Source organism: Bradyrhizobium sp. 44, from assembly GCF_023073095.1.
Taxonomy (GTDB): Bacteria; Pseudomonadota; Alphaproteobacteria; order Rhizobiales; family Xanthobacteraceae; genus Bradyrhizobium.
The window spans coordinates 341,533-367,425 of the sequence record NZ_JADPIY010000008.1; the positions used below are offsets into that span (position 1 = coordinate 341,533).

21 protein-coding genes are annotated in these 25,893 nt (G+C 65.0%); 11 read left to right on the plus strand and 10 right to left on the minus strand.

The window, feature by feature from the left end; genetic code table 11:
- Positions 1-37 precede the first annotated feature (37 nt).
- From IVB41_RS03575 to IVB41_RS03615, 9 genes are all read right to left on the minus strand, one after another.
- Positions 38-631 carry a L,D-transpeptidase gene (locus IVB41_RS03575; RefSeq protein WP_247426781.1) on the minus strand — a complete coding sequence of 198 codons (594 nt, stop codon included), beginning with the start codon at positions 629-631 and terminating at the stop codon, positions 38-40.
- A gap of 322 nt (positions 632-953) precedes the next feature.
- Positions 954-1,928, minus strand: coding sequence for a hypothetical protein (locus tag IVB41_RS03580; protein ID WP_247426784.1), 975 nt, complete (start codon positions 1,926-1,928; stop codon positions 954-956).
- Between the two features lie 86 nt (positions 1,929-2,014).
- A complete protein-coding gene (locus IVB41_RS03585) occupies positions 2,015-2,578 on the minus strand; it encodes a thioredoxin family protein (protein ID WP_247426786.1) in 564 nt (187 codons plus the stop codon).
- A gap of 31 nt (positions 2,579-2,609) precedes the next feature.
- Positions 2,610-3,308 carry a cytochrome c biogenesis CcdA family protein gene (locus IVB41_RS03590; protein ID WP_247426790.1) on the minus strand — a complete coding sequence of 233 codons (699 nt, stop codon included), beginning with the start codon at positions 3,306-3,308 and terminating at the stop codon, positions 2,610-2,612.
- A 337-nt stretch (positions 3,309-3,645) separates the two neighbouring features.
- A complete protein-coding gene (locus tag IVB41_RS03595) occupies positions 3,646-4,257 on the minus strand; it encodes a sigma-70 family RNA polymerase sigma factor (protein ID WP_018456005.1) in 612 nt (203 codons plus the stop codon).
- Positions 4,258-4,666: 409 nt separating this feature from the next.
- On the minus strand, positions 4,667-5,401 hold the full coding sequence (locus IVB41_RS03600; RefSeq protein ID WP_007597984.1) for a response regulator: 735 nt from the start codon (positions 5,399-5,401) through the stop codon (positions 4,667-4,669).
- Positions 5,402-5,411: 10 nt separating this feature from the next.
- Positions 5,412-7,157 carry a DUF3369 domain-containing protein gene (locus IVB41_RS03605; protein ID WP_247426793.1) on the minus strand — a complete coding sequence of 582 codons (1,746 nt, stop codon included), beginning with the start codon at positions 7,155-7,157 and terminating at the stop codon, positions 5,412-5,414.
- Positions 7,127-9,157 carry an ATP-binding protein gene (locus tag IVB41_RS03610; RefSeq protein ID WP_027514477.1) on the minus strand — a complete coding sequence of 677 codons (2,031 nt, stop codon included), beginning with the start codon at positions 9,155-9,157 and terminating at the stop codon, positions 7,127-7,129. The genes IVB41_RS03605 and IVB41_RS03610 overlap by 31 nt, the downstream gene beginning before the upstream one ends.
- A 54-nt stretch (positions 9,158-9,211) precedes the next feature.
- Complete coding sequence (locus tag IVB41_RS03615; protein ID WP_247426796.1) at positions 9,212-10,207, minus strand: TRAP transporter substrate-binding protein; 996 nt, start codon at positions 10,205-10,207, stop codon at positions 9,212-9,214.
- Positions 10,208-10,350: 143 nt separating this feature from the next.
- On the opposite strand from IVB41_RS03615, the gene ugpB reads away from it, so the two are divergent.
- The 10 genes from ugpB to IVB41_RS03665 all read left to right on the plus strand — a co-directional run bounded on the left by ugpB (position 10,351) and on the right by IVB41_RS03665 (position 21,575).
- Entirely contained in the window at positions 10,351-11,733 is a 1,383-nt protein-coding gene (ugpB, locus tag IVB41_RS03620; RefSeq protein ID WP_051462636.1) for a sn-glycerol-3-phosphate ABC transporter substrate-binding protein UgpB, read from the plus strand.
- 222 nt (positions 11,734-11,955) lie between these two features.
- Positions 11,956-12,915, plus strand: coding sequence for a phosphotransferase (locus IVB41_RS03625; RefSeq protein WP_247426801.1), 960 nt, complete (start codon positions 11,956-11,958; stop codon positions 12,913-12,915).
- 259 nt (positions 12,916-13,174) lie between these two features.
- Positions 13,175-14,797: an ABC transporter substrate-binding protein gene (locus IVB41_RS03630; protein ID WP_247426803.1), complete on the plus strand. Its 1,623-nt coding sequence runs from the start codon at positions 13,175-13,177 to the stop codon at positions 14,795-14,797.
- 297 nt (positions 14,798-15,094) lie between these two features.
- On the plus strand, positions 15,095-16,108 hold the full coding sequence (locus tag IVB41_RS03635) for an ABC transporter permease (RefSeq protein WP_018456013.1): 1,014 nt from the start codon (positions 15,095-15,097) through the stop codon (positions 16,106-16,108).
- 8 nt (positions 16,109-16,116) lie between these two features.
- On the plus strand, positions 16,117-17,016 hold the full coding sequence (locus IVB41_RS03640; protein WP_247357577.1) for an ABC transporter permease: 900 nt from the start codon (positions 16,117-16,119) through the stop codon (positions 17,014-17,016).
- 103 nt (positions 17,017-17,119) lie between these two features.
- A complete protein-coding gene (locus IVB41_RS03645; protein WP_247426805.1) occupies positions 17,120-18,859 on the plus strand; it encodes an ABC transporter ATP-binding protein in 1,740 nt (579 codons plus the stop codon).
- A gap of 19 nt (positions 18,860-18,878) precedes the next feature.
- Positions 18,879-19,058 carry a DUF4089 domain-containing protein gene (locus IVB41_RS03650; protein ID WP_007615797.1) on the plus strand — a complete coding sequence of 60 codons (180 nt, stop codon included), beginning with the start codon at positions 18,879-18,881 and terminating at the stop codon, positions 19,056-19,058.
- A gap of 7 nt (positions 19,059-19,065) precedes the next feature.
- The gene (locus IVB41_RS03655) at positions 19,066-20,463 is read left to right on the plus strand and encodes an AtzE family amidohydrolase (protein WP_247357579.1); all 1,398 of its coding nucleotides are present in this window, start codon (positions 19,066-19,068) and stop codon (positions 20,461-20,463) included.
- 1 nt (position 20,464) lies between these two features.
- Positions 20,465-20,857 carry an oxalurate catabolism protein HpxZ gene (gene hpxZ, locus IVB41_RS03660; protein ID WP_007615793.1) on the plus strand — a complete coding sequence of 131 codons (393 nt, stop codon included), beginning with the start codon at positions 20,465-20,467 and terminating at the stop codon, positions 20,855-20,857.
- 4 nt (positions 20,858-20,861) lie between these two features.
- Positions 20,862-21,575, plus strand: coding sequence for a GntR family transcriptional regulator (locus IVB41_RS03665; protein ID WP_247426808.1), 714 nt, complete (start codon positions 20,862-20,864; stop codon positions 21,573-21,575).
- A gap of 111 nt (positions 21,576-21,686) precedes the next feature.
- On the opposite strand, the gene atzF is transcribed toward IVB41_RS03665, so the two are convergent.
- Positions 21,687-23,504 (minus strand): allophanate hydrolase, encoded by a 1,818-nt coding sequence (gene atzF, locus IVB41_RS03670; protein WP_247426826.1) that lies wholly within the window; start codon positions 23,502-23,504, stop codon positions 21,687-21,689.
- A 296-nt stretch (positions 23,505-23,800) separates the two neighbouring features.
- Here atzF and IVB41_RS03675 point away from each other — a divergent pair, with 296 nt between their 5' ends.
- Positions 23,801-25,651 (plus strand): feruloyl-CoA synthase, encoded by a 1,851-nt coding sequence (locus IVB41_RS03675; protein WP_247426828.1) that lies wholly within the window; start codon positions 23,801-23,803, stop codon positions 25,649-25,651.
- Positions 25,652-25,893: the final 242 nt, after the last annotated feature.

Below are 25,893 nucleotides of genomic sequence, written 5' to 3' on the forward strand. Positions count from 1 at the left end.
ATAATCGGGAAAAGGAATATTCGCTAAGGCGAGGAGATCAGAGCTCGGGCTTCTGCCGGATGACAACCTTGGTGCCGACCGGGACGCGATCGTAGAGATCGGCGACGTCGCGGTTGACCAGCCGGAAGCAGCCCGAGGAGACCTTGGTGCCGATCGTGTCGGGCCGATTGGTGCCGTGGATGCGGTAGACCGTGGTGCCCAAATACATGGCGCGCGCGCCGAGCGGATTGCCGGGGCCGCCGGCCATGAAGCGCGGCAGATAGGGCTGGCGCTGGATCATCTCCGGCGGCGGCGTCCAGTCCGGCCACTCCTTCTTGTTGGTGATGTTCACCAGCCCCTGCCACTGAAAACCGTCGCGGCCGACGCCGATGCCGTAGCGGATCGCGCGACCGCCAGGCTGCACCAGATAGAGATGCCGTTCGGCGGTCGAGATGATGAGGGTGCCGGGCGCTTCGGTGGTACGGAAGTAGACGACCTGCTTCTGCCACTCCGGATCGAGTTCGAAGGCATCGTCGGCGACCAGGCCCGGCTCGTCGCCGCGGTCGGGCTGCTGGGCGTAGGCATGGGGCGCGGACAGGATCAGGCCGATCGCAGCCACAAACATCCCGGTCAGACGACGAAAATCCGTCATTTCAAGCTCTCCCCCACGGCCAAGGCCAAAACCATCTGGAACCATCAAATCTGAGGGCCCTCTTCATGGCAAGTTCAAGGCACACTTAGCCGATATGTCACGAGAATGCTTTGGTTTTTTGACGAGGCCGGGCAATGCCACAAACAGGGGATGGCGCGAAAAGCAGTAGCCACGGCCTCGCTTGGGGTGGGGCGACCAAATTTGCATTCACAAACGCCGTCATGCCCGGGCTTGTCCCGGGCCTCCACGTTCTTGGCACTATGGGTAAAGACGTGGATGGCCGGGACAAGCCCGGCCATGACGATGTGGAAGCGACGCGATATCAGATCTGGTTATTCTCAGCCGCGATCCCGAGCCGCCGGACGATTTCGGCACCTACGGCCCGGGCCTCAGGCCTCGACCCGATGCGAGGGCTGCGAAACCGCCGTCCCGACTGCAATCGGATCACCACGATACAGTGCTCGTCCTCGGACCGGCCGCGGCGCTCGACCGTGATCGTCTTGACGTCGCGCCCTTCGATGTGGTCGGCGCGCAACGTGCCGTCGCCCCACAGGCGTTCGACGCGGATATCACCTTGCCGGATGATCCAGAAGGCGCCGGTCACAAGATTGGCATAACGGGACACCCCGAAAGCGGCGATCGCGCCGACCGGCAGCAGCATGATGTCGACCGGCCCGGGCGACAGGCCACGCCAGAGCCTGTAGGCGTAGGGAACGGCGCACAATGCGACGACGATCAGTGCGACGATCCTGATGTCTCTCTTCGAGAACGGCTCGAGCGGGTCGCCGAGACGCATCTCGGGATTGCTGGCATCGAGCGGATTGACGGGAGACTCGACGTCGGGAACGTCGAATTGCGCGGCGATCCGCGCCACCGTGGCGTGCACGTGGGTGATATCGGCGATCGGCGGCGATGTCAGGCGCTCACCGGAGGCCAACGTGAAGGCGAGCTGGAAGCGGGCTTTCGCCCTCTTGCTGCCGGGAACCTGCAATCCCCTGATGTCGTCCTTGGCAACGACCCGCGTCCGAAGTTTTCCGAACGGACGCTGCTCCCCGATCAGGATCTCATCCGGCGTGATGATCCACACCACCGCCGGCGCCAGCATGATGATAGCGACGAACGCCGCTCCCACCAGCAGCGCGACCACGGAGATGATGACCTCCAGAGTGTCGTGCGTGAACAGGCCCGGCGTGAAGCATAGCGCAACGGCGGCCGCAAAGCCGGACATGACCAGCCGCTGCGCGATCGAGGCGCCTTCACGAAGGCGAATGTCGGTGCTGCTGGTGACGTCGTCCATCGCGGGCGGCTGATTACGTGGCCCGCGAAACTCCACGGACCGGTCCGTGGAGTCAAGCAACAAGGGCGTGGCGCGCCAATCCGGCGTCAGCTATTGGCGTTCAGCAGCTTTGCCACGGTGCGGTCGATCTCGTCATAGCGGCCTTCGCCCTCGTGCTGGAACACGATCTTTCCGTTCTGGTCGATGATGTATTGCGCCGGCCAATATCGGTTGCGGTACGCGTTCCAGGTCTTGGAATCATTGTCCTGTGCCACCGGATAGGTGATGCCGTGGCGCTTGAGCGCCGCCTGGACGTTGGACGCCGAGCGCTCGAACGGGAATTCCGGTGTGTGCACGCCGACCACGACGAGGCCCTTGTCCTTGTACTTGGCATAGAGGTCGGTGACGTGCGGCAGCGTGTTGACGCAGTTGACGCAGCCATAGGTCCAGAAATCAACCAGCACGACCTTGCCGCGCAGATCGGCAATGTTCAGCGGTTTCGAGTTGAACCAGTTGTTGATGCCGGCGAAGTCGGGCGCGGTGTCCTGGCTGGCGGCCGCTGTCACGACAGGGACGGCGCGCGCGGCCTCGTCGCAGATGCCGGGGATGACGGCGCCGGTTACGGCGATGCCGATCAGTGCGGCGGAGACGGCGAGCAGCTTGAAAGTCATGGACAAGTCCTCCGGTGAAGATGAGGGATGATCACAGGCCGATCTGGCCGGCGGGATAGAAGCCGGTGAGCCACGCCACGATCAGCGTGTCGTATTGGAAATAGGCGGCGACGGCGAAACCGATCACGACGACGCCAAAGCCCTGCTGTAGCCGCGGCGAGATGCGCGCGAGACTGCGCACCCGCGTGGTGGCGGCCTGCCCGCCATAGGCGATCGCCAGCATGGGAATGGCCGCACCGATGGCGTAGGCGATCAGCAGCATGCCGGCCCAGGTCGCGTTCTCAGTGGTCGCGACCAGCGTCAGGATCGAGCCGAGCACCGGGCCGGCGCAGGGCGTCCAGACCAGGCCAAGCGTGGTGCCGAGCACGAGCCCGCCGAGCGCGCCCTCGCGCTGCGTGGCGCCGGAGTTGCCGAGATCGAGCCAGCCGTTGAGCCGGATCGACAGCCATTCGAACGGCGCCGGCCACAGCATCAACAGGCCGAAGCCGAGCAGCAGGATCGATGCCGCCTCGCGCAGCACGTTCGGATCGAAATTAAACAGCCGCGTGATGGCGCCGAGCAACAGCGCGGTCGCGGAGAACGAGATGACGAAGCCGAACGCGATCATCGCGGGGCGCAGCTGCGAGCTGCGGCCGATCGAGGCCCCGAGCAGGATCGGCAGCATCGGCAGCGTGCACGGCGCGGCGATGGTGAGGATGCCGGCGAGGACGGCGAAGGTGAGTTCGAGCATCGGGGCACTCGTGAATGGGGGTCACGAGGGCTGTTCGGGATGAGAGAGGCAGTCGTTACCCCGCGTCACGCCTTCGTGACGGGAGTGCTGCAGCGGGCGTCTCGAACCATAAGTCCGGCACCTGAACCAACCCAAATACAAAACGACCCGGAGGGGGGCATCCCGTCCGGGTCGTTGGAGGTCTTGGGAGGTTTAACGAAACCGTATATGAGCTTTATAGGAGGGAAGTTTTTCCGCCTGATGTTGTGCTTTGTTTCAATTGTTTCGTCGGCGGTAACACTTCCGTGTCCAGGACAGGGTCAAAGCCAACGCCCTATCCCCTTGAAATATCTGAGCTTCAGGCGGCAAAGCGCTCGACGCCGCAGCCCTTAAGCAATTCGGCGAGTTGCTTGCGGGCGTAGAACATCCGGGTCTTCACCGTGCTCTGCGGGATGCCGATGATCTGTCCGACCTCCTCCACCGACTTCTCATGGTAGTAGACGAGCGTGATGATTTCGCGGTGCGCGGGTGACAGCTTCTGAACGCAGGCGCGAAGGATCGCGCTGGTGTCGCTGCGGTCGAGCGAGGTCTCCGGCGTGTCGCAACCGTCGGCGATCTGGCGCACGTCTTCCTGATCGATGTCCTCGAAGCGGCGCTGGCGCATCGCGGTCAGCGCCTTGAAGCGGGCGATCGAGAGCAGCCAGGTCGAAACCTGCGAGCGGCCCTGGAATTGGCCGGCGGTCCGCCACACGTCCAGAAACACCTGGCTGACGAGGTCTTCCGCCGTGGTGGCGTCGCGCACGATCCGCAGGATGAAGCGGTAGACGCGCACATTGTGCCGGCAATAAAGGATGTGCATGGACGTCCGGTTGCCGTCGGCAATGCTTTCGAGAAGCATGTCGTCCGAGGTCGCCTGAGCGGCAATGATGCTCTGGCTGGCTTGGGCGTTGATGGCGATGACGTTCGGCATTGACTTGGCTCCCCGTAGCGCCGCAACCGAGCGGCGTTTCCTTCGACCAAAGTGTTAATGAGCCAACGTTTCGGGACGTCTGCACGAAAAGGGGAAAATGGTTTCGTGCGCCATCAAATTGTTTCGTCGGATTAGCCGCGACGAAACATTCGGGGCAAAAAAGCGTGGAATTTCAATGTACGGAAAATACGGGGGTGGTGAATGGAGGCGGACGGAGGCGCCGGGAACGTATTTCGGGCCTTTGCGTTCGATGTCGCCTCAATCCCAGCTGTCGTCCCGGCGAAGGCCGGGACCCATAACCACGGAGTGGGTTTGGCGAAGACACGAGGGACCAGCCTCGCGCCACAACTTCTCCCTGGCGTAATGGGTTCCGGCCTTCGCCGGGACGACACCGTGGGTGGTGCGTGATCTACGCCTTCTCGCCCGCCGGCGAGAACAGATAGCCGCCGCCGCGGATGGTGCGGATCACGGCGGGTTTTGCCGGATCGGGCTCGATCTTGCGGCGGATGCGCATGATGCGCAGATCGACGGCGCGGTCGAAGGCTTCGGCGTCGCGCGCGTTGGCCAATTCCAGCAGGCGCTCGCGCGACAGCACGCGCTTTGGATTGGCCGCGAACACCTTCAAGAGCCCAAACTCGGATGCGGTCAGCGGGTGCTCGTTGCCCTCGTCGTCGCGCAAGGCCTGGGCTTCGAGATCGAGCCACTTCGTCCCGAACCGTACCAATTGCTCCTTGTCCGATTTCGCAGCCGCCGTTTCCGCCACGGCTTTCGCCGGCGCGCTCCGGCGCAGCACCGAGCGGATGCGCGCCATCAGCTCACGCAGCTCGCACGGCTTGGCCACGTAATCGTCGGCGCCGAGCTCGAGGCCGACGACGCGGTCGATCGGGCTCGCCGTCGCCGTCAGCATGATCACCGGCACGTTGATGCGGCTCTTGAGGTCGCGGATGATCGAGAGCCCGTCTTCCTCCGGCATGTTGAGGTCGAGCACGACGAGGTCGGGCATGCTGCCGTCGATCGCCGTGCGCAACGACTTGCCGCCGTCGCACAGCGTCACGGTGAAGCCGTGCATCTTGAGGTAATCGCCGACCATCTCCCGGGCCGGGGCCTCGTCGTCGACGATCATGATGTGCTGGCTTTGGGTCATGGTGCTGAGATCACGGGATTTCGGTCGCGGGGAGAGTGATGGTGAAGGTCGAGCCCTTGCCGGGGCCCTCGCTCTCGGCGGTCACCTCGCCGCCGTGCATGTCGATAATACGCTTGACGATGGACAACCCAAGCCCGGTCGAGCTCTCGCCGGCGGTCGGCTTTGCCGACAGCCGCTGGAACCGGCCGAACAGGCGGCCGAGATCCTCCGGCGACAGGCCGGCGCCCTCGTCGCTGACGCGGACGATGGTGTCGCCGCCTTCATGGCTCACGATGACGCCGATCTTGCCGCCGATCGGCGAGTATTTGATGGCGTTGCTGATGAGGTTGTCGATCGCCTCGCGGATGCGGTCGGTGTCGCACATGGTGACGATGTTGACGGGTGCGGTGACGCTGATCGTCTGCTGCTTGTTGACGGCGAGCGGCTGGTTGGCCTCGGCGACTTCCTTGACCAGGGCCGCGACGTCAACCGGCTCGCGGCGGATGGTGATGTCGAAGGCATCGGCCATCGCGTCCGAGATCAGATGATCGACCATCGAGGTCAGGCGCTTCGTCGCATCGCGGATGTGATCGACCTGGGCGACCACGCCGCCTGACGACGCGCCGGTCGAGATCAGCTCCTTCAGCATCTCGGTGCGGCCGAGGATGACGCCGAGCGGATTCTTCAGATCGTGGGCAACGGTGCCGAGGATCTCGTTCTTGAAGCCGTTGGCGCGCTGCAGCCGCAGCCATTGCGCTGAGAGGCGGCGGTTGGCCTGCATCAGCGCGCGGGTGCGCTGGGCGACGCGGTCTTCCAGCTGGGTGTTGGCGGCCTGGAGCTGCTGGTAGAGGATGACGTTGTCGAAGGCGATCGAGAGCCGGCTGGAAAAGATCTCGACCAGCGAGCGGTCGGTCTCGGACAGCTCGCGCTCGGCCTGCAGCAGCACCACGACCTCGCGCCCGCTTCCGGTGCGCAAATAGATGACGCTGCGGTGGTCCGCGAATTCGTTCTTGCGGCCCTGGAACGCGGCTTCCACCATCGCGCGCAGATCGGGGTCGAGCGCCTTCGACGAGGTCGTGCCGATGAAGCGGCTGTAGCAGCCGCTGCCGGCGAGCACCGAGAGCTCGGGGTCGAGGCCGCCATTGTCGCGCAAGACCAGTATGCCGGCGCAATCGACGTTGAGCAGCGAGGCGAGCTGGGTCAGCACGCCCTCGGCGAGCCGCTGCATCGACTTGAAGTCGTACAGCGTCGAGGCGGCGTCGATGATGATCTCGAGCCCGCGCCTTGTCTGCAGCATGCGCTCGAGCTGCTGGTAGGAGCGCAGCGCCGCGGTCAGCGAGGTGAACAGCTTGTCGGCGGTGAGCTCGGTCTTGGCCTTGTAGTCGTTGATATCGTACTGGACGATTACGCGCCGCTCGGGCGCCTGGCCGGGCTGTCCGGTGCGCAGGATGATGCGCACGGTCTCGTTCTTGAGCTCGTTGCGGATGTACTCGACCAGCTCGAGGCCGGCGACGTCTGTCTCCATGATGACGTCGAGCAGCACGGCGGCGATGTCGTTGTGCGCCGCCATCAGCTTGCGACCTTCCGCCGCGGAATGGGCGGAGAGGATCTCCAGGCCCTGGCCGTTGAGGGAATAGTCCGAGAGCGCAAAACGCGTGCCGTCATGCACGGCCGGATCGTCGTCGATGACGGCGATCTTCCATTTCCGGGCGTCAACATCCTCCGATGCGGTACCGGTGTCGTCGATCAGGTGGAGGACATCGTCCTGTTCGGCCATTGAGAAGTCCCGTCAGTCTCTGTGCTTTGCCCGCCGCCCCTGGCGACCCGGGGCATGATAATGCGAAATGTAGTGCCTTGTCCCAGCTTGGATTCCAGCATCATGCGACCGCCGAGCTGCTGGGTGACGAGGTTATAGACGATATGGAGGCCGAGTCCCGTGCCACCTTCATTGCGCCTGGTGGTAAAGAATGGGTCAAAGGCTTGGCGCTGCACGTCGGAGGTCATGCCGGCCCCGTCATCGGTGAAGATGATCTCGACGTCGTCGGCCCCGCGGGGCCGCGCCGAGATCGTGATCGTGCCGGCGCGGCCGTCGGCAAAGGCGTGGTTGGCGGCATTCAGGAACAAATTGGTCAGGATCTGGCCGTAGGAGCCGGGATAGCCGTCGAGCAGCAGCCCCTCGGGCATGTCGACATGGAGCGTGATCGGCGACCGCTTCAGCACCGGGCGCAGGCTCGCGATAATCTGGTCGGTGGCTTCGCTCAGTGAGAACTGCCGCCGCTCGGCATGGGAGCGGTCGACCGCGACCTGCTTGAAAGACTGGATCAGTTCGCCGGCGCGCTGGAGATTGGCGACGAGCTGCTGCGAGGCGTCGCGCGAGGACTGCACGAATTCTTCCAACTGCGAGCGGCGTAGGCCGCCGTCGCCCTTGAGCTGGGCCTCGAAGATCTCGGTGCGCCGGGCAAAGCTCGACGCAACGGTGAGGCTGATCCCGATCGGATTGTTGACCTCGTGCGCGACACCGGCGACGAGGCCGCCGAGGGCTGCGAGCCTCTCGGCATCGATCAGATTCTGCTGCGCGGCGTTGAGCTCGAGCAGCGCGCTCTCGGCCTTCTCCTTGGACGCGCGCAGCTCGTCCTCGGTCTGGCGCTTCGCGATTGCGTTTTCGCGGAACACTTCCACCGCGCGCGCCATGGCGCCGACCTCGTCACGTGCACGCGTGCCCTGCACCTCGCGGCCGAGGTCGCCGAGCGTGATCGCGCGCATCGCCGCCATGATCTGCTGCAGCGGCAGCCGGATCGACAGGGCGATCAGCACGCCGGCGGTGAGGATGATGCCGAGGAAGATCACGGCGATGGAAAGAACGCGACGGGAAATGTCCGCCAGCGTGCGGTCGAACGTCTCCTGCGCCTTCTGCTCGCGCTGGCGCATCTTGGTGGAGAGATCGTCGATGGCGCCGATGGCCTCGGCCTGGTTGGCGTCGATGGTATTGCGCAGCAGCTCGGTACGGTTCGTGAGCTGCTCGGAGAGCTTTGCGAAGCCCTCGCGCAGCGCGGCGGTCCGGGCCGCCAGCCGCCGCAGCGCCATGCGCTGGAGGTCGTTGTCGGCGAGATCGATCATCACGGGGATGGTCTTCTCGATGGTTTCGGTATTGCGGCGGGCGTCGTCGGCCGCACCCGATGACAGCGAGAGATAGTAGGAATTGGCCGCGACCAGCATCGCGGTGAAGGCTTCGCGCGACTTGCCCAGCGAAGGCCAGATCAGCGCGTCGCGGTGGCCGGTGGCGCCTTCGATGATGGAGTAAAGCCCGGCCATGTCCCTGGCCGGTCCCTGCACCTGATCCTCATAGGTCTTCGCGATGGTGGCCTGCACGCCGCGCAGCTCGCCGAAGCCGTTGAGGAAGCGGTCGGTGGTGCGCTCCAGCTCCTCGACCGAGCCCGACAGCATCGGGTCCTTGGCGGCGCGATTGGTCAGCGTCCCCAGCACCGCCTCGCGCAGCAGCAGGATCTCGGCGAACAGGTCGGGGCTCGGCTGGTTGATGTAGCGGTGGATCAGATTGTGCAGCCGCCCGGTCTCGCTTTCGAGCAGCGCCAGAATCCGGTCGGATTCGCGCACCTGGCGCACGTCCTCCCAGGCCGAGCCGAGCACCTGCGAGCCGTTCCAGATCAGCCCGACCAGCACGATGACCACGGCAGAGTTCAGCGCCGCGATCGACAGGATGCGCCAGCGGATCGGCACCGCCCGGAGCACGCCGACCAGCCGCGCGCGCAGCCGCCCCATCGGGCCGGGCGACCTGTCTGCATGCTCGCTGTGTCCAAGCCCGGGCAAGAGGCCTCACTCCACCTTGCGAATGCGTTCGATCAGCGCGGCCGCGGCCGGATCTTGCCCGGCCTTGGTGTAGATCGCGACCATCGCGTCCTCGAACGGCTTGCGGTCGATATCCCTGACGATGGTGACGCCCGCTTCTTCCGCCTTGCGCTGCGACTGCTCCTCGAGGTCGCGCCATTTCTCGCGCATGAATCGGCTGGAGCGCTGCGCGGCTTCCCGGAAGATGGTCTGGTCGTCGGCCGACAGGCTTTTCCACGCCTTCAGCGAGATCACCAGCACTTCGGGGCTCATCGTGTGCTCGGTGAGCGCGAGATAGCCGGCATGCTTGTAATGGTCCGTCGTCACGTAGGAGGGCCAGTTGTTCTCGGCGCCGTCGATCAGATGGTTGGCAAGCCCGGCAAGCACCTGTCCATAGGGCATCTCGACCGGCTCCGCGCCGAGCGCGCGGATCATCTGGCTCATCAACTCCGACTGCTGCACCCGGATCCGCAATCCCTTGAGGTCCGCGACGTTTCTGACCGGGCGGGCGCCGTTGTAGATCGACCGCGCGCCGGAATCGTAGAAGGCGAGTCCAACGAAGCCATAGGGCTCGAAGCTGCCGAGGATCTCGCCGCCGATCGGCCCGTCCAGCACCTTCTGCATGTGCTCGATGGACCGGAACAGGAACGGCATCGCCAGCACGTTCATCGCCGGGACGAAGTTGCCGATCAGCGCCACATTGGTCCGGTTGAGATCGATCGCGCCGACCCGGGTCTGCTCGATGGTCTCCTTCTCCTCGCCGAGCTGGCGGGAGTGGAACACCTTGACCTCGTGCCGGCCGCCGCTGCGCTCGGCGATCAGGGCGCCCATGTAGCGCAGCGCCTGCACGGTCGGATAATCCTCGGTCTGGGTGTCGGCGGCGCGGAATTCCCGCGCAGCGGCCCCCGTCGCGCAGATGGCGATCAGAAGCGCGACGAAAACCACCCCGGTCCGCGAGCGTTCGGCACGGTTCAACACTGGCACACTCAACCCCTCAGTGGTGGAGTCTATGGCGGGAGCAAAAGGTTCAATGCAATCTAGCAGATGGTCGGGGGAAGGCCATCCCGCCCGGGGCTTCGGCGTGATTGTGCGGCGCGGCCGACGCTCATTCCCGGTTGAAACCGCAAATGCCGCGCCTTAAGCAGGGACGGTCGCCGTCTTCGCGCGATACGGAAAGAGCCATCGTGATTTCAGCATTGCGCTTCTTGCAGGTCATCGCCGCCCTTGCGGCCCTCTCCTTGGCCGCGCCGGTGCGGGCTGCGACCGACATCGCGTGGTGGCACGCCATGTCCGGCGAACTCGGCCGCCAGCTCGAGAAGCTTGCTTCCGACTTCAACGCCTCGCAGCCGGACTATCGCGTCGTGCCGACTTACAAGGGCAGTTACACCGAGACGGTGACGGCCGCGATCTTCGCCTTCCGCTCGCGCAGCCAGCCCGCGATCGTCCAGGTCAACGAGGTCGCCACCGCCACCATGACCGCGGCCAAGGGCGCGATCTATCCCGTGTTCAGCCTGATGCGGGACATGAACGAGCCGTTCTCGCTCAATGACTATCTTCCCGCGGTCTCCGGCTACTACACCGATGCGGCCGGCAATCTCTTGTCCTTCCCGTTCAATTCGTCGACGCCGATTCTCTATTACAACAAGACCATGTTCCGCGACGCAGGGCTCGATCCGGAGGCGCCGCCGAAGACCTGGCCGGAGCTCGGTGCTGCCGCTAAACGCCTGCGCGATCGCGGCGCGGCGTGCGGCTTCACCACGTCCTGGCCGTCCTGGATCCATGTCGAGAATTTTTCAGCGTTTCACAATCTGCCGCTGGCGACGCGGACCAACGGCTTTGCCGCGCTCGATGCCGAGTTGACCATCAACAATCCGTCTCTCGTGCGTCACGTCGCCGAGCTCAGCGAGTGGCAGAAGACGAAGGTGTTCGACTATAGCGGCCGCGGCCAGTCGGCCGAGCCGCGCTTCCAGAACGGCGAATGCGGCATCTTCATCGGCTCCTCGGCGACGCGCGCCGACATCAAGGCGAACTCGAAGTTCGAGATCGGCTACGGCATGATGCCGTATTGGCCCGACGTGAAGGGCGCGCCGCAGAATTCGATCATCGGCGGCGCCACGCTGTGGGTGCTGCGCGACCGCCCACGCGAGGAATACAAGGGCGTGGCGCGATTCTTCGCCTATCTGTCGCAGCCCGGCGTGCAGGCCGCCTGGCACCAGAACACCGGCTATCTGCCTGTCACCCGCGCCGCGTTCGAGCTGACGCGCGCGCAAGGGTTTTACGAGCGCAATCCGGGCTCGGCGATGTCGTTCGAGGAGATCACGCTGCATCCGCCGACGGAGAATTCGAAGGGCATCCGGCTCGGCTCCTTCGTGCTGATCCGCGGCGCGATCGAGGACGAGCTGGAGCAGGCCTTTGCCGGCCGCAAGAGCGCGCAAGCCGCGCTCGATGCCGCCGTCGAGCGCGGCAACAAGATCCTGCGCCAGTTCGAGCGCGCCAGCCCGGATCGGTAGAGTTCTCAGATTGGACCTCTCTTTAATCGCGAAGGAAGTGCGCTCCCTCTCCCGCTTGCGGGAGAGGGTTGGGGAGAGGGTCTTTCCGCAAAGGGACAATCCCCTAGAGGAGAGAATCCCCACCCGGCGCTTCGCGCCGACCTCCCCCGCAAGCGGGAAAGGTGCACCGTCTGCTTGGCGCGCATCAAATCAACCAAAACCTGCTTGCCCGATCGGGCGCGCATGACCAGCGTTCCATCGCAAATCTTGCCGACTTTCACCGACGCTGCTGCCTTTCGCGCCTTTCGCGCCGATCCTCCGCGATGGCTGCCGATCGCCATCGACATCGCCCGCAGCCACGGTCTCGATATCAGCGCGCCGCGCGTGTTTGCCACCGGCACCAATCTCGTCGTCGGCTTCGGCGATCACCTGATCCTGAAAATCTTCCCGCCGCTGCTCCGCGCGCAATTCGTCTCCGAGCACGGCTCGCTGACCCAGCTTGCCGGCCGCCTCCATTTGCCGATCCCCGAGATCGTCGCAGAAGGCGAGCGCGACGGCTGGCCTTATCTCGCAATCACACGCCTTGCCGGCGCGCTCGGGTCGGAGGTCTGGCCGCACTTGGCGGAAGCGCAGAGGGAGCGCGTGCTGCGCCAGATCGGCGAGACCATCGCCACCGTGCAGCGCGCGCCGCTCGGTCCGCTCGAGCAGATCGAGCCGCGCTGGGCCGACTTCATGCAGGCCCAGATGCAGGGCTGCAAGGCGCGGCACACGCGTCTCGGCCTGGCGCCAAAATTCCTCGCCGGCCTCGACGATCTCCTGCGTGACGCGGCCGCGCTCATTCCCATCGATGCGCCGCCGGTGATCTTGATCGGCGAATACATTCCGGAGAACTTCCTGCTCGCCTGCCATAATGATCAATGGTCGCTCGCCGGCCTGTTCGACTTCGGCGACGTGCTGGCGGGATGGCGCGACTACGATCTGCTCGGCCCCAGCGCCTTCATGGCAGCGGGCCGGCCGGGGAGGGTACGCAGCCTGCTCGAAGGTTTCGGCTATGCGAAGCTCGATTATTCACTCAAGCGCCGCCTGATGGCGCTGATGCTGCTGCATCGCGCCAGCGACCTCAACAACCACATCTGCATCGAGGGTTGGCAGGACGAGGCCGACGATCTGGTCGAGCTCCAGGAGCTGATCTGGCCGGGGTGATTGCCGCGGATCAGTAGCCGAGTGACTTGGGACGAGATGCGCCCACGCAATGAGCGAGCGTTCCAGAAAGCCCATTTTATATGCAAATATGCTTCTTTGTATGCAACGCGCTGGAGATCGGCTTCTGATCGACAGTCGAAGAAGTGGCCATTTTTCGTAGTTGTATCAGTTGCTTATGTTGTTTTAAGCTCTCATAAAGCCTTGGCACGAACCTTGCGAATCCAGTTCCAACCAGAAAACTTTGTGTTGGAGCCATTTCATGAAGCGCCGCGATTTCCTCAAGTCCGTTTCCGGATTGGCCGCTGGCGCGGCGCTTCCGGCCATGCCGTCCGTGATCTCGTCGGCGATGGCCGATGCGCGCTCGGAGACGCTGCTGATCGTCTCGGAAGGCGGCCCCAACAATCTCGACATCCACGGCGTCGGCACCAACGTGCCCGGCTATGAGGTGTCCTGGAATTGCTACGACCGCCTGCTCAGCCACGAGATGAAGACCGGCCCCGGCGGGGTGCCCTATTACGACCGCGACAAATTCAAGGGCGAGCTCGCCGAGGAGTTCAAGATCGACGACATGTCGGTCACCTTCAAGCTGAAGAAGAACGCCAAATTCCACGACGGCGCGCCTGTCACCGCCAAGGACGTGAAGTGGTCGCTCGACCGCGCCGTCAGCGTCGGCGGCTTCCCCACCTTCCAGATGAGCGCCGGCTCGCTCACGAAACCCGAGCAGTTCGTCGTGATCGACGACTACACCGTGCGTGTCGACTTCCTGAAGAAGGACAAACTGACGATCCCCGATCTCGCGGTGATCGTGCCCTGCATCGTCAATTCCGAACTGGTGAAGAAGAATGCCAGCGAGAAGGATCCCTGGGGTCTCGAATTCACCAAGCAGCAGACCGCGGGCTCCGGCGCCTACAAGGTGACGAAGTGGACCGCCGGCACCGAAGTGGTGATGGAGCGCAACGACGATTGGGTCGGCGGCCCGCTGCCGAAGATCAAGCGCGTGATCTGGCGCATGGTGCCGCAGGCCGGCAATCGCCGCGCGCTGCTGGAGCGTGGCGACGCCGACATCTCCTACGAGCTGCCGTTCAAGGATTTCCAGGAGATGAAGGCGAGCGGCAAGCTCAACGTGGTGTCGCTGCCGTTCTCCAACGGCATCCAGTACATCGGCATGAACGTGACCAAGCCGCCGTTCGACAATCCCAAAGTGCGTCAGGCGGTCGCCTACGCGATTCCCTATCAGAAGATCATGGACGCCGTGATGTTCGGGCTGGCGAACCCGATGTTCGGCGCGGCAAAGGACAAGCCGACCGAAGTCGCCTGGCCGCAGCCGCACAAGTTCAACACCGACATGGACAAGGCGAAGGCGCTGCTGGCTGAAGCCGGTTATCCCAACGGCTTCGAGACCACGATCTCGTTCGACCTCAACTTCGCCGGCGTCAACGAGCCGCTCTGCGTGCTGGTGCAGGAGAGCCTGGCCCAGATCGGCATCAAGACCACCATCAACAAGGTGCCCGGCGCCAACTGGCGCACCGAGTTGAACAAGAAGGAGATGCCGCTCTTCACCAACGTGTTCTCGGGCTGGCTCGATTACCCCGAATACTTCTTCTACTGGTGCTATCACGGCAATAATTCCGTCTTCAACACCATGAGCTACAAGTCGGCGGAGATGGACAAGCTGATCGACGGGGCGCGGAATGCTGCCGCGACCGGTGACACCGCGACCTACGACGCCGACGTGAAGGGCTTCGTCGACCTCGCCTACAGCGACATCCCGCGCATCCCGCTGTACCAGCCCTTCGTCAACGTCGCGATGCAGAAGAACATCAGCGGCTACCAATACTGGTTCCACCGCCGCCTGGATTATCGCGCGATGGCGAAGGGGTGAGGGGATGGCGGGCGAGATGGTCGCGTCGTCGACTCTCTTTCTGAGTGAGGCGGCCACCGCTCTCTCATTCCCTCTCCCCTTGTGGGAGAGGGGCAGGGTGAGGGGTAGCCACGAACTCCGACCTCGCTTGGGGCTACCCGTCACCCCAACCCTCTCCCATCGCAAGTCGGGCCTGCCCGACTTGCGCCAATCACCAATGCGCAACCGGGGTAGACCCCGGTTGCGTGGGAGAGGGGGCGCGGCGGAGCAGGTGGCGCGAACCCGCCCACAAACGCAGAGCAGCAGGAGCGCAACCCCATGCTGACCATGATCGGCAAGCGCCTGATGTTCGCGATTCCCTCGCTGATCGGGGTCGTCATCGTCACCTTCCTGCTGACCCGCGCACTACCGGGCGATCCCGCCGCCTATTTCGCAGGGCCCGCCGCAACGAAGGAAGCCGTCGAGCAGATCCGGAAAAAACTCGGCCTCGACAAGCCGCTGATCGAGCAGTTCTTCCGCTACACCAACGATCTCGCCCATGGCGATTTCGGCAATTCGCTCACGACGGGCCAGCCGGTCGCAGCCGAGATCCGCAACCGCCTGCCGGCCTCCGCCGAGTTGACGCTGCTCGGCCTCATCGTCTCGGTCGTCATCGCCATCCCTCTCGGCGTGCTGGCGGCGACGCGGCCGGGATCGTGGGTCGACCATCTCTGTCGCGTGACGACGACGGCCGGCGTCTCGCTGCCAGTGTTCTTCACAGGTCTGGTGCTGGTCTATGTCTTCTATTTCCGGCTCGGCTGGTCGCCTGCGCCGCTCGGTCGACTCGATGTGTTCTACAGCGCGCCGCCGACGGTCACAGGCTTCTATCTGATCGACACCCTCATCGCGCGAGACTTCGAGGCGTTCCGCTCGGCATGCAGCCAGCTGATCCTGCCGGCGACGACGCTTGCGATCTTCTCGCTGGCGCCAATCGCGCGCATGACGCGCGCCTCGATGCTGGCGGTGCTGTCGTCCGAGTTCGTGCGCACCGCGCGCGCCAGCGGCCTGTCCCCGGCAACCGTCATCGTCACCTATGCCTTCCGCAACGCGATGCTTCCGGTCATCACCACGCTGAGCATGGTGTTCTCGTTCCTGCTCGGCGCCAACGTGCTGGTGGAGAAAGTGTTCGCCTGGCCAGGCATCGGCTCCTATGCGGTCGAGGCGCTGATCTCGTCGGACTTCGCGCCGGTGCAGGGTTTCGTGCTGACCATGGCGGTGATGTACGTGCTGCTCAATCTGGTGATCGACATTCTCTATGGCGTGATCGATCCGCGCGTGCGGCTGGAAGGGTAGGGGACACAATGAGCTCCGTTGCGCCTGCTGTTGAACCTGTCGGTCCCGCGCGAACGTCAGGGTTCGTCGCGTTGCTCGACCAGACCCGCTACGTGCTCGGCGAAAACAAGGTCACGGGCTTCGCCTTCGCGCTGCTGATCGTGATCCTCCTTGCCGCGATCTTCGGCCCCTATGTGGTGCCGTATGATCCGCTGGCGTCCGACACCGCGGCGTCGCTGAAGCCGCCCTCGGCCGCGCACTGGTTCGGCACCGACCAATTAGGCCGCGACATCTTCAGCCGGGTCGTGGTGGCGACGCGGCTCGATACGTTCATCGCGGTCGCCTCCGTCGCGCTGGTGTTCCTGATGGGCGGGCTCGCCGGCATCGCGGCCGGCTATTTCGGCGGCTGGACCGATCGCATCGTCGGCCGCATCGCCGACACCATCATGGCATTCCCGCTGTTCGTGCTCGCCATGGGCATCGTCGCCGCGCTCGGCAACACCGTGCAGAACATCATCCTGGCCACCGCCATCGTGAACTTTCCGCTCTATGCCCGCGTCGCGCGCGCCGAAGCCAATGTCCGCCGCAACGCCGGCTTCGTGCAGGCCGCGCGTCTGTCCGGCAACGGCGAATTCCGCATTCTCCTCGTGCATATCCTGCCGAACATCATGCCGATCATGATCGTGCAGATGTCGCTTACCATGGGCTACGCCATCCTCAATGCCGCCGGCCTCTCGTTTATCGGCCTCGGCGTCCGTCCGCCGACGGCGGAATGGGGCATCATGGTCGCCGAAGGCGCCGGCTTCATGGTGTCAGGCGAATGGTGGATCGCGCTATTCCCGGGCCTCGCTCTGATGATCGCCGTGTTCTGCTTCAACCTCCTCGGGGACGGCCTGCGCGACATCGTCGACCCCCAGCGGAGGACGTGATGGCTGGATTCCGTTCAAATTTTCGCTCAAAATTATCCAATGAAATCAATCCCGTTCTACTGTGCATGGGGTTGTTTTCGACGTTTTTGTTTGGGAGGTGCCCATGACCGCCCAGCCGCTGCTCAACGTCCAGGACCTCACCGTCGAATTCACCACCCGCCGCGGCATCGTCAAAGCGGTGCAGCACGTCAACATCTCCGTTGCGAAGGGCGAGACGCTCGCCATCGTCGGCGAGTCCGGATCCGGCAAGTCGGTGACGTCGTACGCGGTGATGCGCATCCTCGACCGTGCCGGGCGGATTGCCGAGGGCTCGGTGATGTTCTCCGGCATCGACGTCAAGGCCGCGACCGAAGACCAGATGCGCGATTTGCGCGGTCGCGAAGTCTCGATGATCTTCCAGAACCCGCGCGCCGCGCTCAACCCGATCCGGAAGGTCGGCGACCAGATCGAGGACGTGCTGCGCACCCATGTCCAGCAGGCCATGGTTTCGGACCGCGGCGAAAAGGCGATCGAGGCGCTGGAGCAGGTCAAGATCGCCCGGCCGCGCGAGCGCTATCACGCCTATCCGTTCGAATTGTCCGGCGGCATGTGCCAGCGCGTCGTCATCGCGCTCGCGCTCGCCTGCAATCCGCAACTGCTGATCGCGGACGAGCCGACGACCGGATTGGACGTCACCACGCAGAAGGCGGTGATGGATCTGATCGTCGAGCTGACCAAGCGCAAGGCAATGTCCACCATCCTGATCACGCATGACCTCGGCCTCGCCGCCGCCTATTGCGACCGCGTGGTGGTGATGGAGAAGGGCCGGGTGGTCGAGACTGCAAAGGCGGCCGACATCTTCGCCAACCCGCAGCACCCCTACACGAAGAAGCTGATGCGCGCGACGCCGCGCCTCGGCGTGAGCCTGCGGGATCTGTTGCCGGAGGAGGAAGGCTCAGCACTCGCCGCCACGAGCGCAGCATCCGCGGAATTGGCTCCGATCGTCCCGGCCGGCAAGACGCCCCTTCTCCTCATCGACAAGCTGGTCAAGGAATATCCCCGTCAGGGCGCCACCGCCACGCTCGGCAAACTGTTCGGCCGCAAGCCGCCGGTGGAGCCGGATATGTTCCGCGCGGTCGACGGCATCAGCTTCTCGGTCGGTCACGGCGAGAGCGTCGGCCTGGTCGGCGAGTCCGGCTGCGGCAAATCGACCACGTCGATGATGGTGATGCGGCTGCTGGACCAGACCTCGGGCCTGATCCAGTTCGACGGCGAGGACATCGGCGCCATCGCGCCCGCCGGCTTCGCCCGTCTGCCGCAGCGCAGCCGCATCCAGATGGTGTTCCAGGATCCGACCGACAGCCTCAATCCGCGCTTCACTGCCGTCCGCGCCATCGCCGATCCCATCATGCAGCTCGGTGACATCAGGGGGCGCGACGCGCTCCGCGCTCGCTGCGAGGAGCTCGCCACCATGGTGGGCCTGCCGCACAATCTGCTGGATCGCTTTCCGCACCAATTGTCGGGCGGCCAGAAGGCCCGCGTCGGCATCGCCCGCGCCATCGCCCTGCACCCGAAACTCGTCATCCTGGACGAGCCGACCGCCGCGCTCGACGTTTCGGTCCAGGCCGTGGTCCTCAATCTGCTCCAGGACCTCAAGGCGCGGCTAGGTATGAGTTATCTGTTCGTCTCGCATGATTTGAACGTAGTGCGCTTGCTGTGCGATCGTGTCATTGTCATGCGGTCGGGTCGAATCGTCGAGGAAGGGTCTTCCGAGAGGGTCTTGAGCGATCCGCAGGACGATTACACCAAGGAGCTGCTGACGGCGATCCCGCATCCGCCGCTGCAGATACAGGGCGCACACTGAGAGCTTGTTTGGGAGCGTGATGGCCGAACCGCTGGACGATTATATCGACGCTGTCACCAAAGCGTTGGCGTTGCCCGTCGAGGAAGCATGGAGGTCGTCCATACGCGCCAATCTTGAGGTCTCGCTGCGGCTCGGCCGCCTCGTCGACGAATTCGCGCTGCCGGACGAGACCGAGCCAGCGCCCGTGTTCACGGTCTGACGCCGCCATGACGACCAAGCCAGAGATGACGGCCTCCGAGATCGCAAGCGCGGTTGCGGGCCGCAAGATGTCCGCGCTCGATGCGACCGAAGCCGCGCTTGCGCGCATCAAGCAGCACGACACCATCCTCAACGCCTTTACCGACATCACCGCCGATCGCGCCCGTGCCAAAGCGCGCGCGATCGATGCCGATATCGCCGCCGGCAAGGCCGTCGGCCCATTGGCCGGCGTGCCCTTCGCGGTCAAGAATTTGTTCGACGTCGCAGGCCTCGCCACGCGCGCAGGCTCGAAGATCAACCGAGACCGCGTGCCCGCCACGCGCGATGCCACGCTGATCGAGCGGATGGAAGCGGCCGGCGCCGTGCTGGTCGGCGCGCTCAACATGGGCGAATACGCCTATGACTTCACCGGGGAGAACGTTCATGACGGTCCCTCGCGCAATCCGCATGACACCACGCGGATGAGCGGCGGCTCCTCCGGCGGCTCGGGCAGCGCCGTGGGCGGCGCGCTGGTGCCGATCGCGCTCGGCTCCGACACCAACGGTTCGATCCGCGTGCCGTCCTCGTTCTGCGGCATCTTCGGCCTGAAGCCGACTTATGGCCGGCTCTCGCGTGCGCGTTCGTTCCCGTTCGTCGCGAGCCTCGATCATCTCGGCCCGTTCGCGCGCTCCGTCACCGATCTCGCGCTGGCCTATGACGCCATGCAGGGGCCGGATGCGGACGACGCCGCCTGCACCACCACACGTGGTCTGGAGCCGACGCTGCCGCTGCTCGCCAATCCGGTTTCGGACCTGCGCATCGCGATCGCCGGCGGCTACTTCCAAACCAATTTGTTTCCGGAAGCCGTCGAAGCCGTCAGCCGCGTCGCCAAGGCGCTGGGCGCCACGCGCGTGGTGGACGTGCCGGAAGCCGCGCGTGCCCGCGCGGCGGCCTATGTCATCACCACCACAGAAGGCGCCTCGCTGCATCTCGATCGGCTGCGCAAGCGACCGAACGATTTCGATCCCGCCGTGCGCGACCGGCTGATCGCGGGCGCCATGGTGCCGGCGCCGCTGGTCGACCGCGCGCAAAAATTCCGCCGCTGGTATCGCACGCAATTCGCGGAGATTTTCAAATCCGTCGATGTGCTGATTGCACCGGCGACGCCATGCACCGCGCCGAAGCTCGGCCAGGTCAATTTCCATCTCGGTGGCGTCGAGCTGCCGGTGCGTGCCAATATCGGCCTCCACACCCAGCCGATCTCATTCATCGGCCTCCCGGTCGTCGCCGTGCCGGTGCCGCTCGAACCGTTGCCGATCGGCGTGCAGATCATCGCCGCGCCCTGGCGCGAGGACATCGCGTTGCGCGTCGCGTACGCGTTGGAGAAGATGGGCGTCGCCGCCGCGCCCAGCCCAAAAGGATTTTGAGATGGAGATCGATCTCCCTGACGTGATCGCGGACGTCAAAGCCGCGTTCGAGCGTTATGAGCAGGCCCTGATCACCAACGACGTCGCGGTGCTCGGCGAGCTCTTCCGCAACGATCCCCGCACGCTGCGCTATGGCATCGGCGAGAACCTCTACGGCTATGAAGCGATCTCCGGCTTTCGCGCCGGGCGCTCGCCGGTCGGCCTCAATCGCCGCACCGCGAAAACCGTGATCACCAGCTATGGCCGCGACACCGCGGTCGCCTCCACCCTGTTCTATCGCGACACGATGCCGGGTAAGGTCGGCCGGCAGATGCAGACCTGGGTAAAATTCCCGGAGGGCTGGCGCGTCGTCGCCGCCCATGTCAGCATCATCGACGAGTCGAAAGAGACCTGACCGTATGACGCTTGACGATCTTCCGCCCGGAGCGCTGCCGGCGGTGCCGCGTGTCGACCGGGCGTCGCCATCAGCGCACAAGGTCACGCGCGCCGAGGAGCTGCGCCTGCAGCTCGCCGACGAGATCGTGCGCGGAGCTTTGCCGCCTGGCGCGCCGCTTGACGAGACCGACATCGCGCGCCGCTTCAGCGTTTCGCGCACGCCGGTGCGGGAAGCACTGCGCCAGCTCGTGGCAAGCGGCCTGGTCGAAGCGCGCGCCCATCGCGGCGCGGTGGTGGCGCAGCCCTCGTTCGAACGGCTGACGGGCATGTTCGAGGCGATGGCGGAGCTGGAAGCGCTGTGCGCGGGCCTTGCCGCCGAACGCATGTCAGCCGCCGAGCGTCACGGTCTGGAAGCCATCCACGAAGAGCTGCGGGTGTTGAGCTACGCCGGCAACCCCGACCGCTTCCACGAAGTCAACGAGCGCTTCCACAATGCGATCTATGCGGGATCGCAGAACGGCTACATCGCCGAGATCACGCTGGCGACGCGCGTGCGCGTGCAGCCGTTCCGCCGCGCCCAGTTCCGCAATCTCGGACGTCTCGCCAAGTCGCAAGCGGAACACGATCGCGTCGTCGTCGCCATCATGCGCGGCGACAAGCAGGGCGCCGCCGCCGCGATGCGTGCGCATATCGAGCTGGTGCGCGGGGAGTACGAGATCTACGCGGTGTCGGTTTAGGGCCGCGCGCACGGTGCCGTAGGGTGGGCAAAGGCGCAAAGCGCCGTGCCCACCATCCACCCAAGCTGACGGTGATGGTGGGCACGCTTCGCTTTGCCCGCCCTACGAGACCTACGCTGTCGCAGCTTCCGCCATATACTTCCGCCAGCCGCCATACGCGGTGATGTCGCGAGCCTCGCCCAGCACCTCGGGCTCGACGAGAAATCCCTTCACGCTGCGGCCATCCGCCAGCCGCACGGTGCCGATCGCCATCGGCGCGGGAATCGCGTTGACGAACTTGCCGAAGGCGGACGACGACAGCGACCAGATCTCCAGCTCGATCGACGCGCCCTTGCCGGCCTCGACGCGCAGCATGCCCGGCTTCGGCGGCGTGGTCTTCAATGCGTAGAGCTTGTAGTCCGCCGCGGTCCTGGTCGCCTCGATCAGCTGGCCGTTCAGCGCTTTCAACTCGCTGTTCAGCACCATGCCGGACAGATGCGCGCCGACTACGGCGATGGGAATCTCGTCGCTGCTATCAGCGGCAAGCGGCGCCAGCGCGGGTTGCGCCACGCCCTTTGCGCCAAGCGTCAGTTTGGTATCGGCATGGAACACGCGCCCGATGCTGGCGAGCAGCGCATCGTGTCCGGTGGGAGCAAGGAGCGTGATGCCGAACGGGATGCCGTCGGCACGCATCGCCGCCGGCAGCGCGAGACCGCAGAGGTCGAGCAGATTGACAAAATTGGTATAGGTGCCGAGCCGGCTGTTGAGCTCGACCGGATTGGCCAGCACCTGCGCGGTCGTATAGGCCGTCGGCGCCGTCGGCAGCACCAGCGCGTCGATATTGGTGAAGGTGCGCTCGGCGATCTTGCGCAGGCCCTGCAGACGATAGAGCGCGGAGAAGGTGTCCGCCGCCGTCAACCGCGCACCGGCCGCGGTGATCTCGCGCGTCACGGGATGGATGGCATCCGGCGCGGACGCCAGCAGGTCGCGGATCACGAGATAGCGCTCCGTGACCCACGGTCCCTCGTAGAGCAGTCGGGCCGTCTCATAGAACGGCTCGAGGTCGAACTCGACGAGCGTTGCCCCAAGCGCGGTCCAGCGCTTCAGCGCCTCGGCGTAAGCCGCTTCCGCCTTCTTGTCGCCGAAGAAGATCAACTGTCCGCTGCGCGGCACGCCCAGGCGCAGGTTTGCCGGAAGCGGGGTGATCGCGCCAAGCGGCCGGTCGCGCGAGAACGGATCGGCCTGATCGGGACCTGCCATCACGGAGAGCGCCAGCGCGGCGTCGTCGACCGTCAAAGCGAACACCGAGATACAGTCCAGCGTCCGGCAGGCCGGCACCAGGCCAGCGGTCGAAATCATGCCGAGGCTCGGCTTGAGACCGACGATGTTGTTGAGCATCGCCGGCACGCGGCCGCTGCCGGCGGTGTCGGTACCTAACGACAGTGGCACCAGCCCGGCGCCGACGGCGGCGGCCGATCCCGAGCTTGATCCGCCGGGAATGAGGTCATCGCGGATCGCGTTCCTGGGGATGCCGTAGGGCGAGCGCACGCCGACAAGGCCGGTCGCGAACTGGTCGAGATTGGTCTTGCCGATGATGATCGCGCCGGCGGCGCGCAGCCGCGCAACCGCGGTCGAATCGTGTGTCGGGATGTACGAGAAGGCCGGGCACGCCGCGGTGGTCGGAAACCCCAGCGCGTCGATATTGTCCTTCACCACCACCGGCACGCCATAGAGCCGCAGGCTGGCGGTCTCCTTGGTGGCGAGCTTCTCGGCCTCGGCGACCGCGTCCTTTTCGTCGCGCAGGCTGATGAATACGGCGGGATCATTGTGGTCGCGGATGCGCTGATAGGTGCGTGCGACCGTCTGCGCCGGCGTGAGCGTGCCCGCGCGATGCGCGGCCACGATCGCGGCGATCGTTTCAGGCTGCTCAGCCCCCATTTCAGCCTTCATGGCGACAAATCTCCGGCTACGTCTCTTCACCCCGATCGAAGCAAGCGATGTGCCATTGTGTACAGAATCCGGGCAGGACAAGTGCTGCGGATATTACCGAGAGATCAGAGGCTTGTGAGATATTTCGAGCGCTGGCGGAGCTTCGTGTCAGCGCCCTGTTACGAGCATTTGCGCAAATAATGGGCAGCTCAACGGGCCTGAGCTTGCGCCCCAACAATTGTCATGGCCAACATGCAGGCCAACGTGGTCCGCGACGAGGCTGCGGCCGATCCCGGCTTCCGGGCCAGGAGGAAACCATGACAACCGCCCCTCGCGGTGATGCTGCGAGCCTGTTCGCGACACCCAGAACCGTTGCCGAGCATCGCGCCGACGGCAGCATCGTGCTGCGCTCGCCCGAGCCGCTGCGCGATGGCGCGCGCTGCATCGGCGACTGGCTGGAGCAATGGGCGCGGCAGAGGCCCGATGCGACTTTCCTCGCCGAGCGCAGCAGTGCCGAATTGCCATGGACCACCGTTACCTACGCGCAGGCGCTGCGCCAGGTGCGCGCGGCAGCGTCGTGGATTCTGGCGCAAGGTCTCAGTCCGGAGCGCCCGCTCGCGATCCTCTCCGACAACAGCATCGATCATGCGCTGCTGGCACTGGCGGTCCAGCATGTCGGCGTGCCCTCGGCGGCGATCTCGCCGGCCTATTCCCTGATGTCGAAGGATTTCGACAAGCTCAAGAGCATGATCACGCTGCTTGAGCCCGCCGCAATCTATGTCTCTGCGACCAAGCCGTTTGCGGCGGCGCTGGCCGCGATCAAGCCTCTGCATAGCGCGCAGATCATCAGCGGCAATGCAGACGATGCCGATGCGCTGGCTTTCCGCACCATCGCGGCAACGCCCGAGAGCGCCGACGTCGCAAAGGCCTTCGCCGCGGTGACGCCCGCGACGATCGCAAAGCTCCTGTTCACTTCGGGCTCGACCGGCACGCCGAAGGCGGTCATCAACACCCAGCGCATGCTGACGTCCAGCCAGCAGGCCAAGGCCCAGACGTGGACCTTTCTCGAACAGGCGCGCGAGGATCTCGTCATTCTCGACTGGCTGCCCTGGAGCCACACGTTCGGCGCCAACCACAATTTCAATCTCGTGCTGCGCAATGGCGGCTCGCTCTATATCGACGGCGGCAAGCCGGCGCCCGGCCTGTTTGCGACGTCCCTTGCCAATCTCAAAAGCGTGATGCCGACGGTCTATTTCAACGTGCCGCGCGGCTTCGACATGTTGATCACGGCGCTGCGTGCAGACGAGGAGCTATGTCGCCGCTTCTTCAGCGAGGTGAAATTCGCGTTCTACGCAGGGGCTGCGCTGCCGCAGAATCTCTGGGACGCGCTGGAAGAACTTTCCGTCAAGACCGTTGGCCGCGCGATGCCGATGGTCTCGGCGTGGGGCTCGACCGAGACGTCGCCGCTGGCGACCGACTGCCATTTCCTCGCGGAGCGCTCGGGCAATATCGGCGTGCCCATCCCCGGCACCGAATTGAAGCTCGTCACCTCCGGCGACAAGCTGGAGGTGCGCGTGCGCGGCCCCAACGTCACGCCGGGCTATTGGAAGGCGCCGGAGCTGACCAGGCAGGCATTTGACGACGAGGGCTTTTATCTCATTGGTGATGCCGTGAAATTCGCCGATGCGAACCGGCCTGAGCGCGGCCTGTTCTTCGATGGCCGCGTTGCCGAGGACTTCAAGCTCAATTCCGGCACTTGGGTCAGCGTCGGCACGCTGCGCCTCGCCGGCATCGCCGCGCTGGCGCCGCTCGCGCAGGACATCGTCGTCACCGGCCATGGCGGCGACGAGGTGCGTTTCCTGGTGTTCCCGAACATCGCCGCGTGCCGCGCGCGTGCCGGCCTGCCCGAGGCCGCAGCCGTGAACGAATTGCTCGCGCATGACAAGGTCAGAGCCGCGATCGCGCAGGGTCTGGCGAAACTCAAGCAACACAGCGCCAACTCCTCCGGCCACGCCACGCGCGCCCTGCTGCTCGTCGAGCCGCCATCGGTGGACGGCGGTGAGATCACCGACAAGGGCTACATCAATCAGCGCGCCGTGCTGACGCGGCGCGCCGATGCGCTGGCGCGGTTGGATGACGATGTCTCGGGTGAGTGGATCGGTCTGTAGCAGTTGAAACGGCAGCTCTTCGCATTAGGTGGGCGGCCGTAGGCCTCCTCTCGCAATAACGGGCTGAAAACAGCTCGCCGTTAGGCCAGCTGCCCTGCCGCATTATCCTGCATGATTCTTTTGTTGCCTAAGCAACTAATTTGTGCGAACCAGTTCCAGGCTGGGATGACGGCGGGAGGAACCGCCGCGTCGGATTCTGGAGGAAGCAATGCTCGGCAGAGAGAGTGCCGCCGGCGAATGCC

What these genes read in the sequence shown, in the direction of transcription:
- atzF (WP_247426826.1), bottom strand. Translation starts at nt 23,504, where the DNA reads ATGAAGGCTGAAATGGGGGCTGAGCAGCCTGAAACGATCGCCGCGATC.
- IVB41_RS03645 (WP_247426805.1), top strand. Translation starts at nt 17,120, where the DNA reads ATGACCGCCCAGCCGCTGCTCAACGTCCAGGACCTCACCGTCGAATTC.
- hpxZ (WP_007615793.1), top strand. Translation starts at nt 20,465, where the DNA reads ATGGAGATCGATCTCCCTGACGTGATCGCGGACGTCAAAGCCGCGTTC.
- IVB41_RS03580 (WP_247426784.1), bottom strand. Translation starts at nt 1,928, where the DNA reads ATGGACGACGTCACCAGCAGCACCGACATTCGCCTTCGTGAAGGCGCC.
- IVB41_RS03590 (WP_247426790.1), bottom strand. Translation starts at nt 3,308, where the DNA reads ATGCTCGAACTCACCTTCGCCGTCCTCGCCGGCATCCTCACCATCGCC.
- IVB41_RS03605 (WP_247426793.1), bottom strand. Translation starts at nt 7,157, where the DNA reads ATGGCCGAACAGGACGATGTCCTCCACCTGATCGACGACACCGGTACC.
- IVB41_RS03625 (WP_247426801.1), top strand. Translation starts at nt 11,956, where the DNA reads ATGACCAGCGTTCCATCGCAAATCTTGCCGACTTTCACCGACGCTGCT.
- IVB41_RS03640 (WP_247357577.1), top strand. Translation starts at nt 16,117, where the DNA reads ATGAGCTCCGTTGCGCCTGCTGTTGAACCTGTCGGTCCCGCGCGAACG.
- IVB41_RS03655 (WP_247357579.1), top strand. Translation starts at nt 19,066, where the DNA reads ATGACGACCAAGCCAGAGATGACGGCCTCCGAGATCGCAAGCGCGGTT.
- IVB41_RS03675 (WP_247426828.1), top strand. Translation starts at nt 23,801, where the DNA reads ATGACAACCGCCCCTCGCGGTGATGCTGCGAGCCTGTTCGCGACACCC.
- IVB41_RS03575 (WP_247426781.1), bottom strand. Translation starts at nt 631, where the DNA reads ATGACGGATTTTCGTCGTCTGACCGGGATGTTTGTGGCTGCGATCGGC.
- IVB41_RS03635 (WP_018456013.1), top strand. Translation starts at nt 15,095, where the DNA reads ATGCTGACCATGATCGGCAAGCGCCTGATGTTCGCGATTCCCTCGCTG.
- IVB41_RS03630 (WP_247426803.1), top strand. Translation starts at nt 13,175, where the DNA reads ATGAAGCGCCGCGATTTCCTCAAGTCCGTTTCCGGATTGGCCGCTGGC.
- IVB41_RS03595 (WP_018456005.1), bottom strand. Translation starts at nt 4,257, where the DNA reads ATGCCGAACGTCATCGCCATCAACGCCCAAGCCAGCCAGAGCATCATT.
- IVB41_RS03665 (WP_247426808.1), top strand. Translation starts at nt 20,862, where the DNA reads ATGACGCTTGACGATCTTCCGCCCGGAGCGCTGCCGGCGGTGCCGCGT.
- IVB41_RS03585 (WP_247426786.1), bottom strand. Translation starts at nt 2,578, where the DNA reads ATGACTTTCAAGCTGCTCGCCGTCTCCGCCGCACTGATCGGCATCGCC.
- IVB41_RS03610 (WP_027514477.1), bottom strand. Translation starts at nt 9,157, where the DNA reads ATGGGGCGGCTGCGCGCGCGGCTGGTCGGCGTGCTCCGGGCGGTGCCG.
- ugpB (WP_051462636.1), top strand. Translation starts at nt 10,351, where the DNA reads ATGCCGCGCCTTAAGCAGGGACGGTCGCCGTCTTCGCGCGATACGGAA.
- IVB41_RS03600 (WP_007597984.1), bottom strand. Translation starts at nt 5,401, where the DNA reads ATGACCCAAAGCCAGCACATCATGATCGTCGACGACGAGGCCCCGGCC.
- IVB41_RS03650 (WP_007615797.1), top strand. Translation starts at nt 18,879, where the DNA reads ATGGCCGAACCGCTGGACGATTATATCGACGCTGTCACCAAAGCGTTG.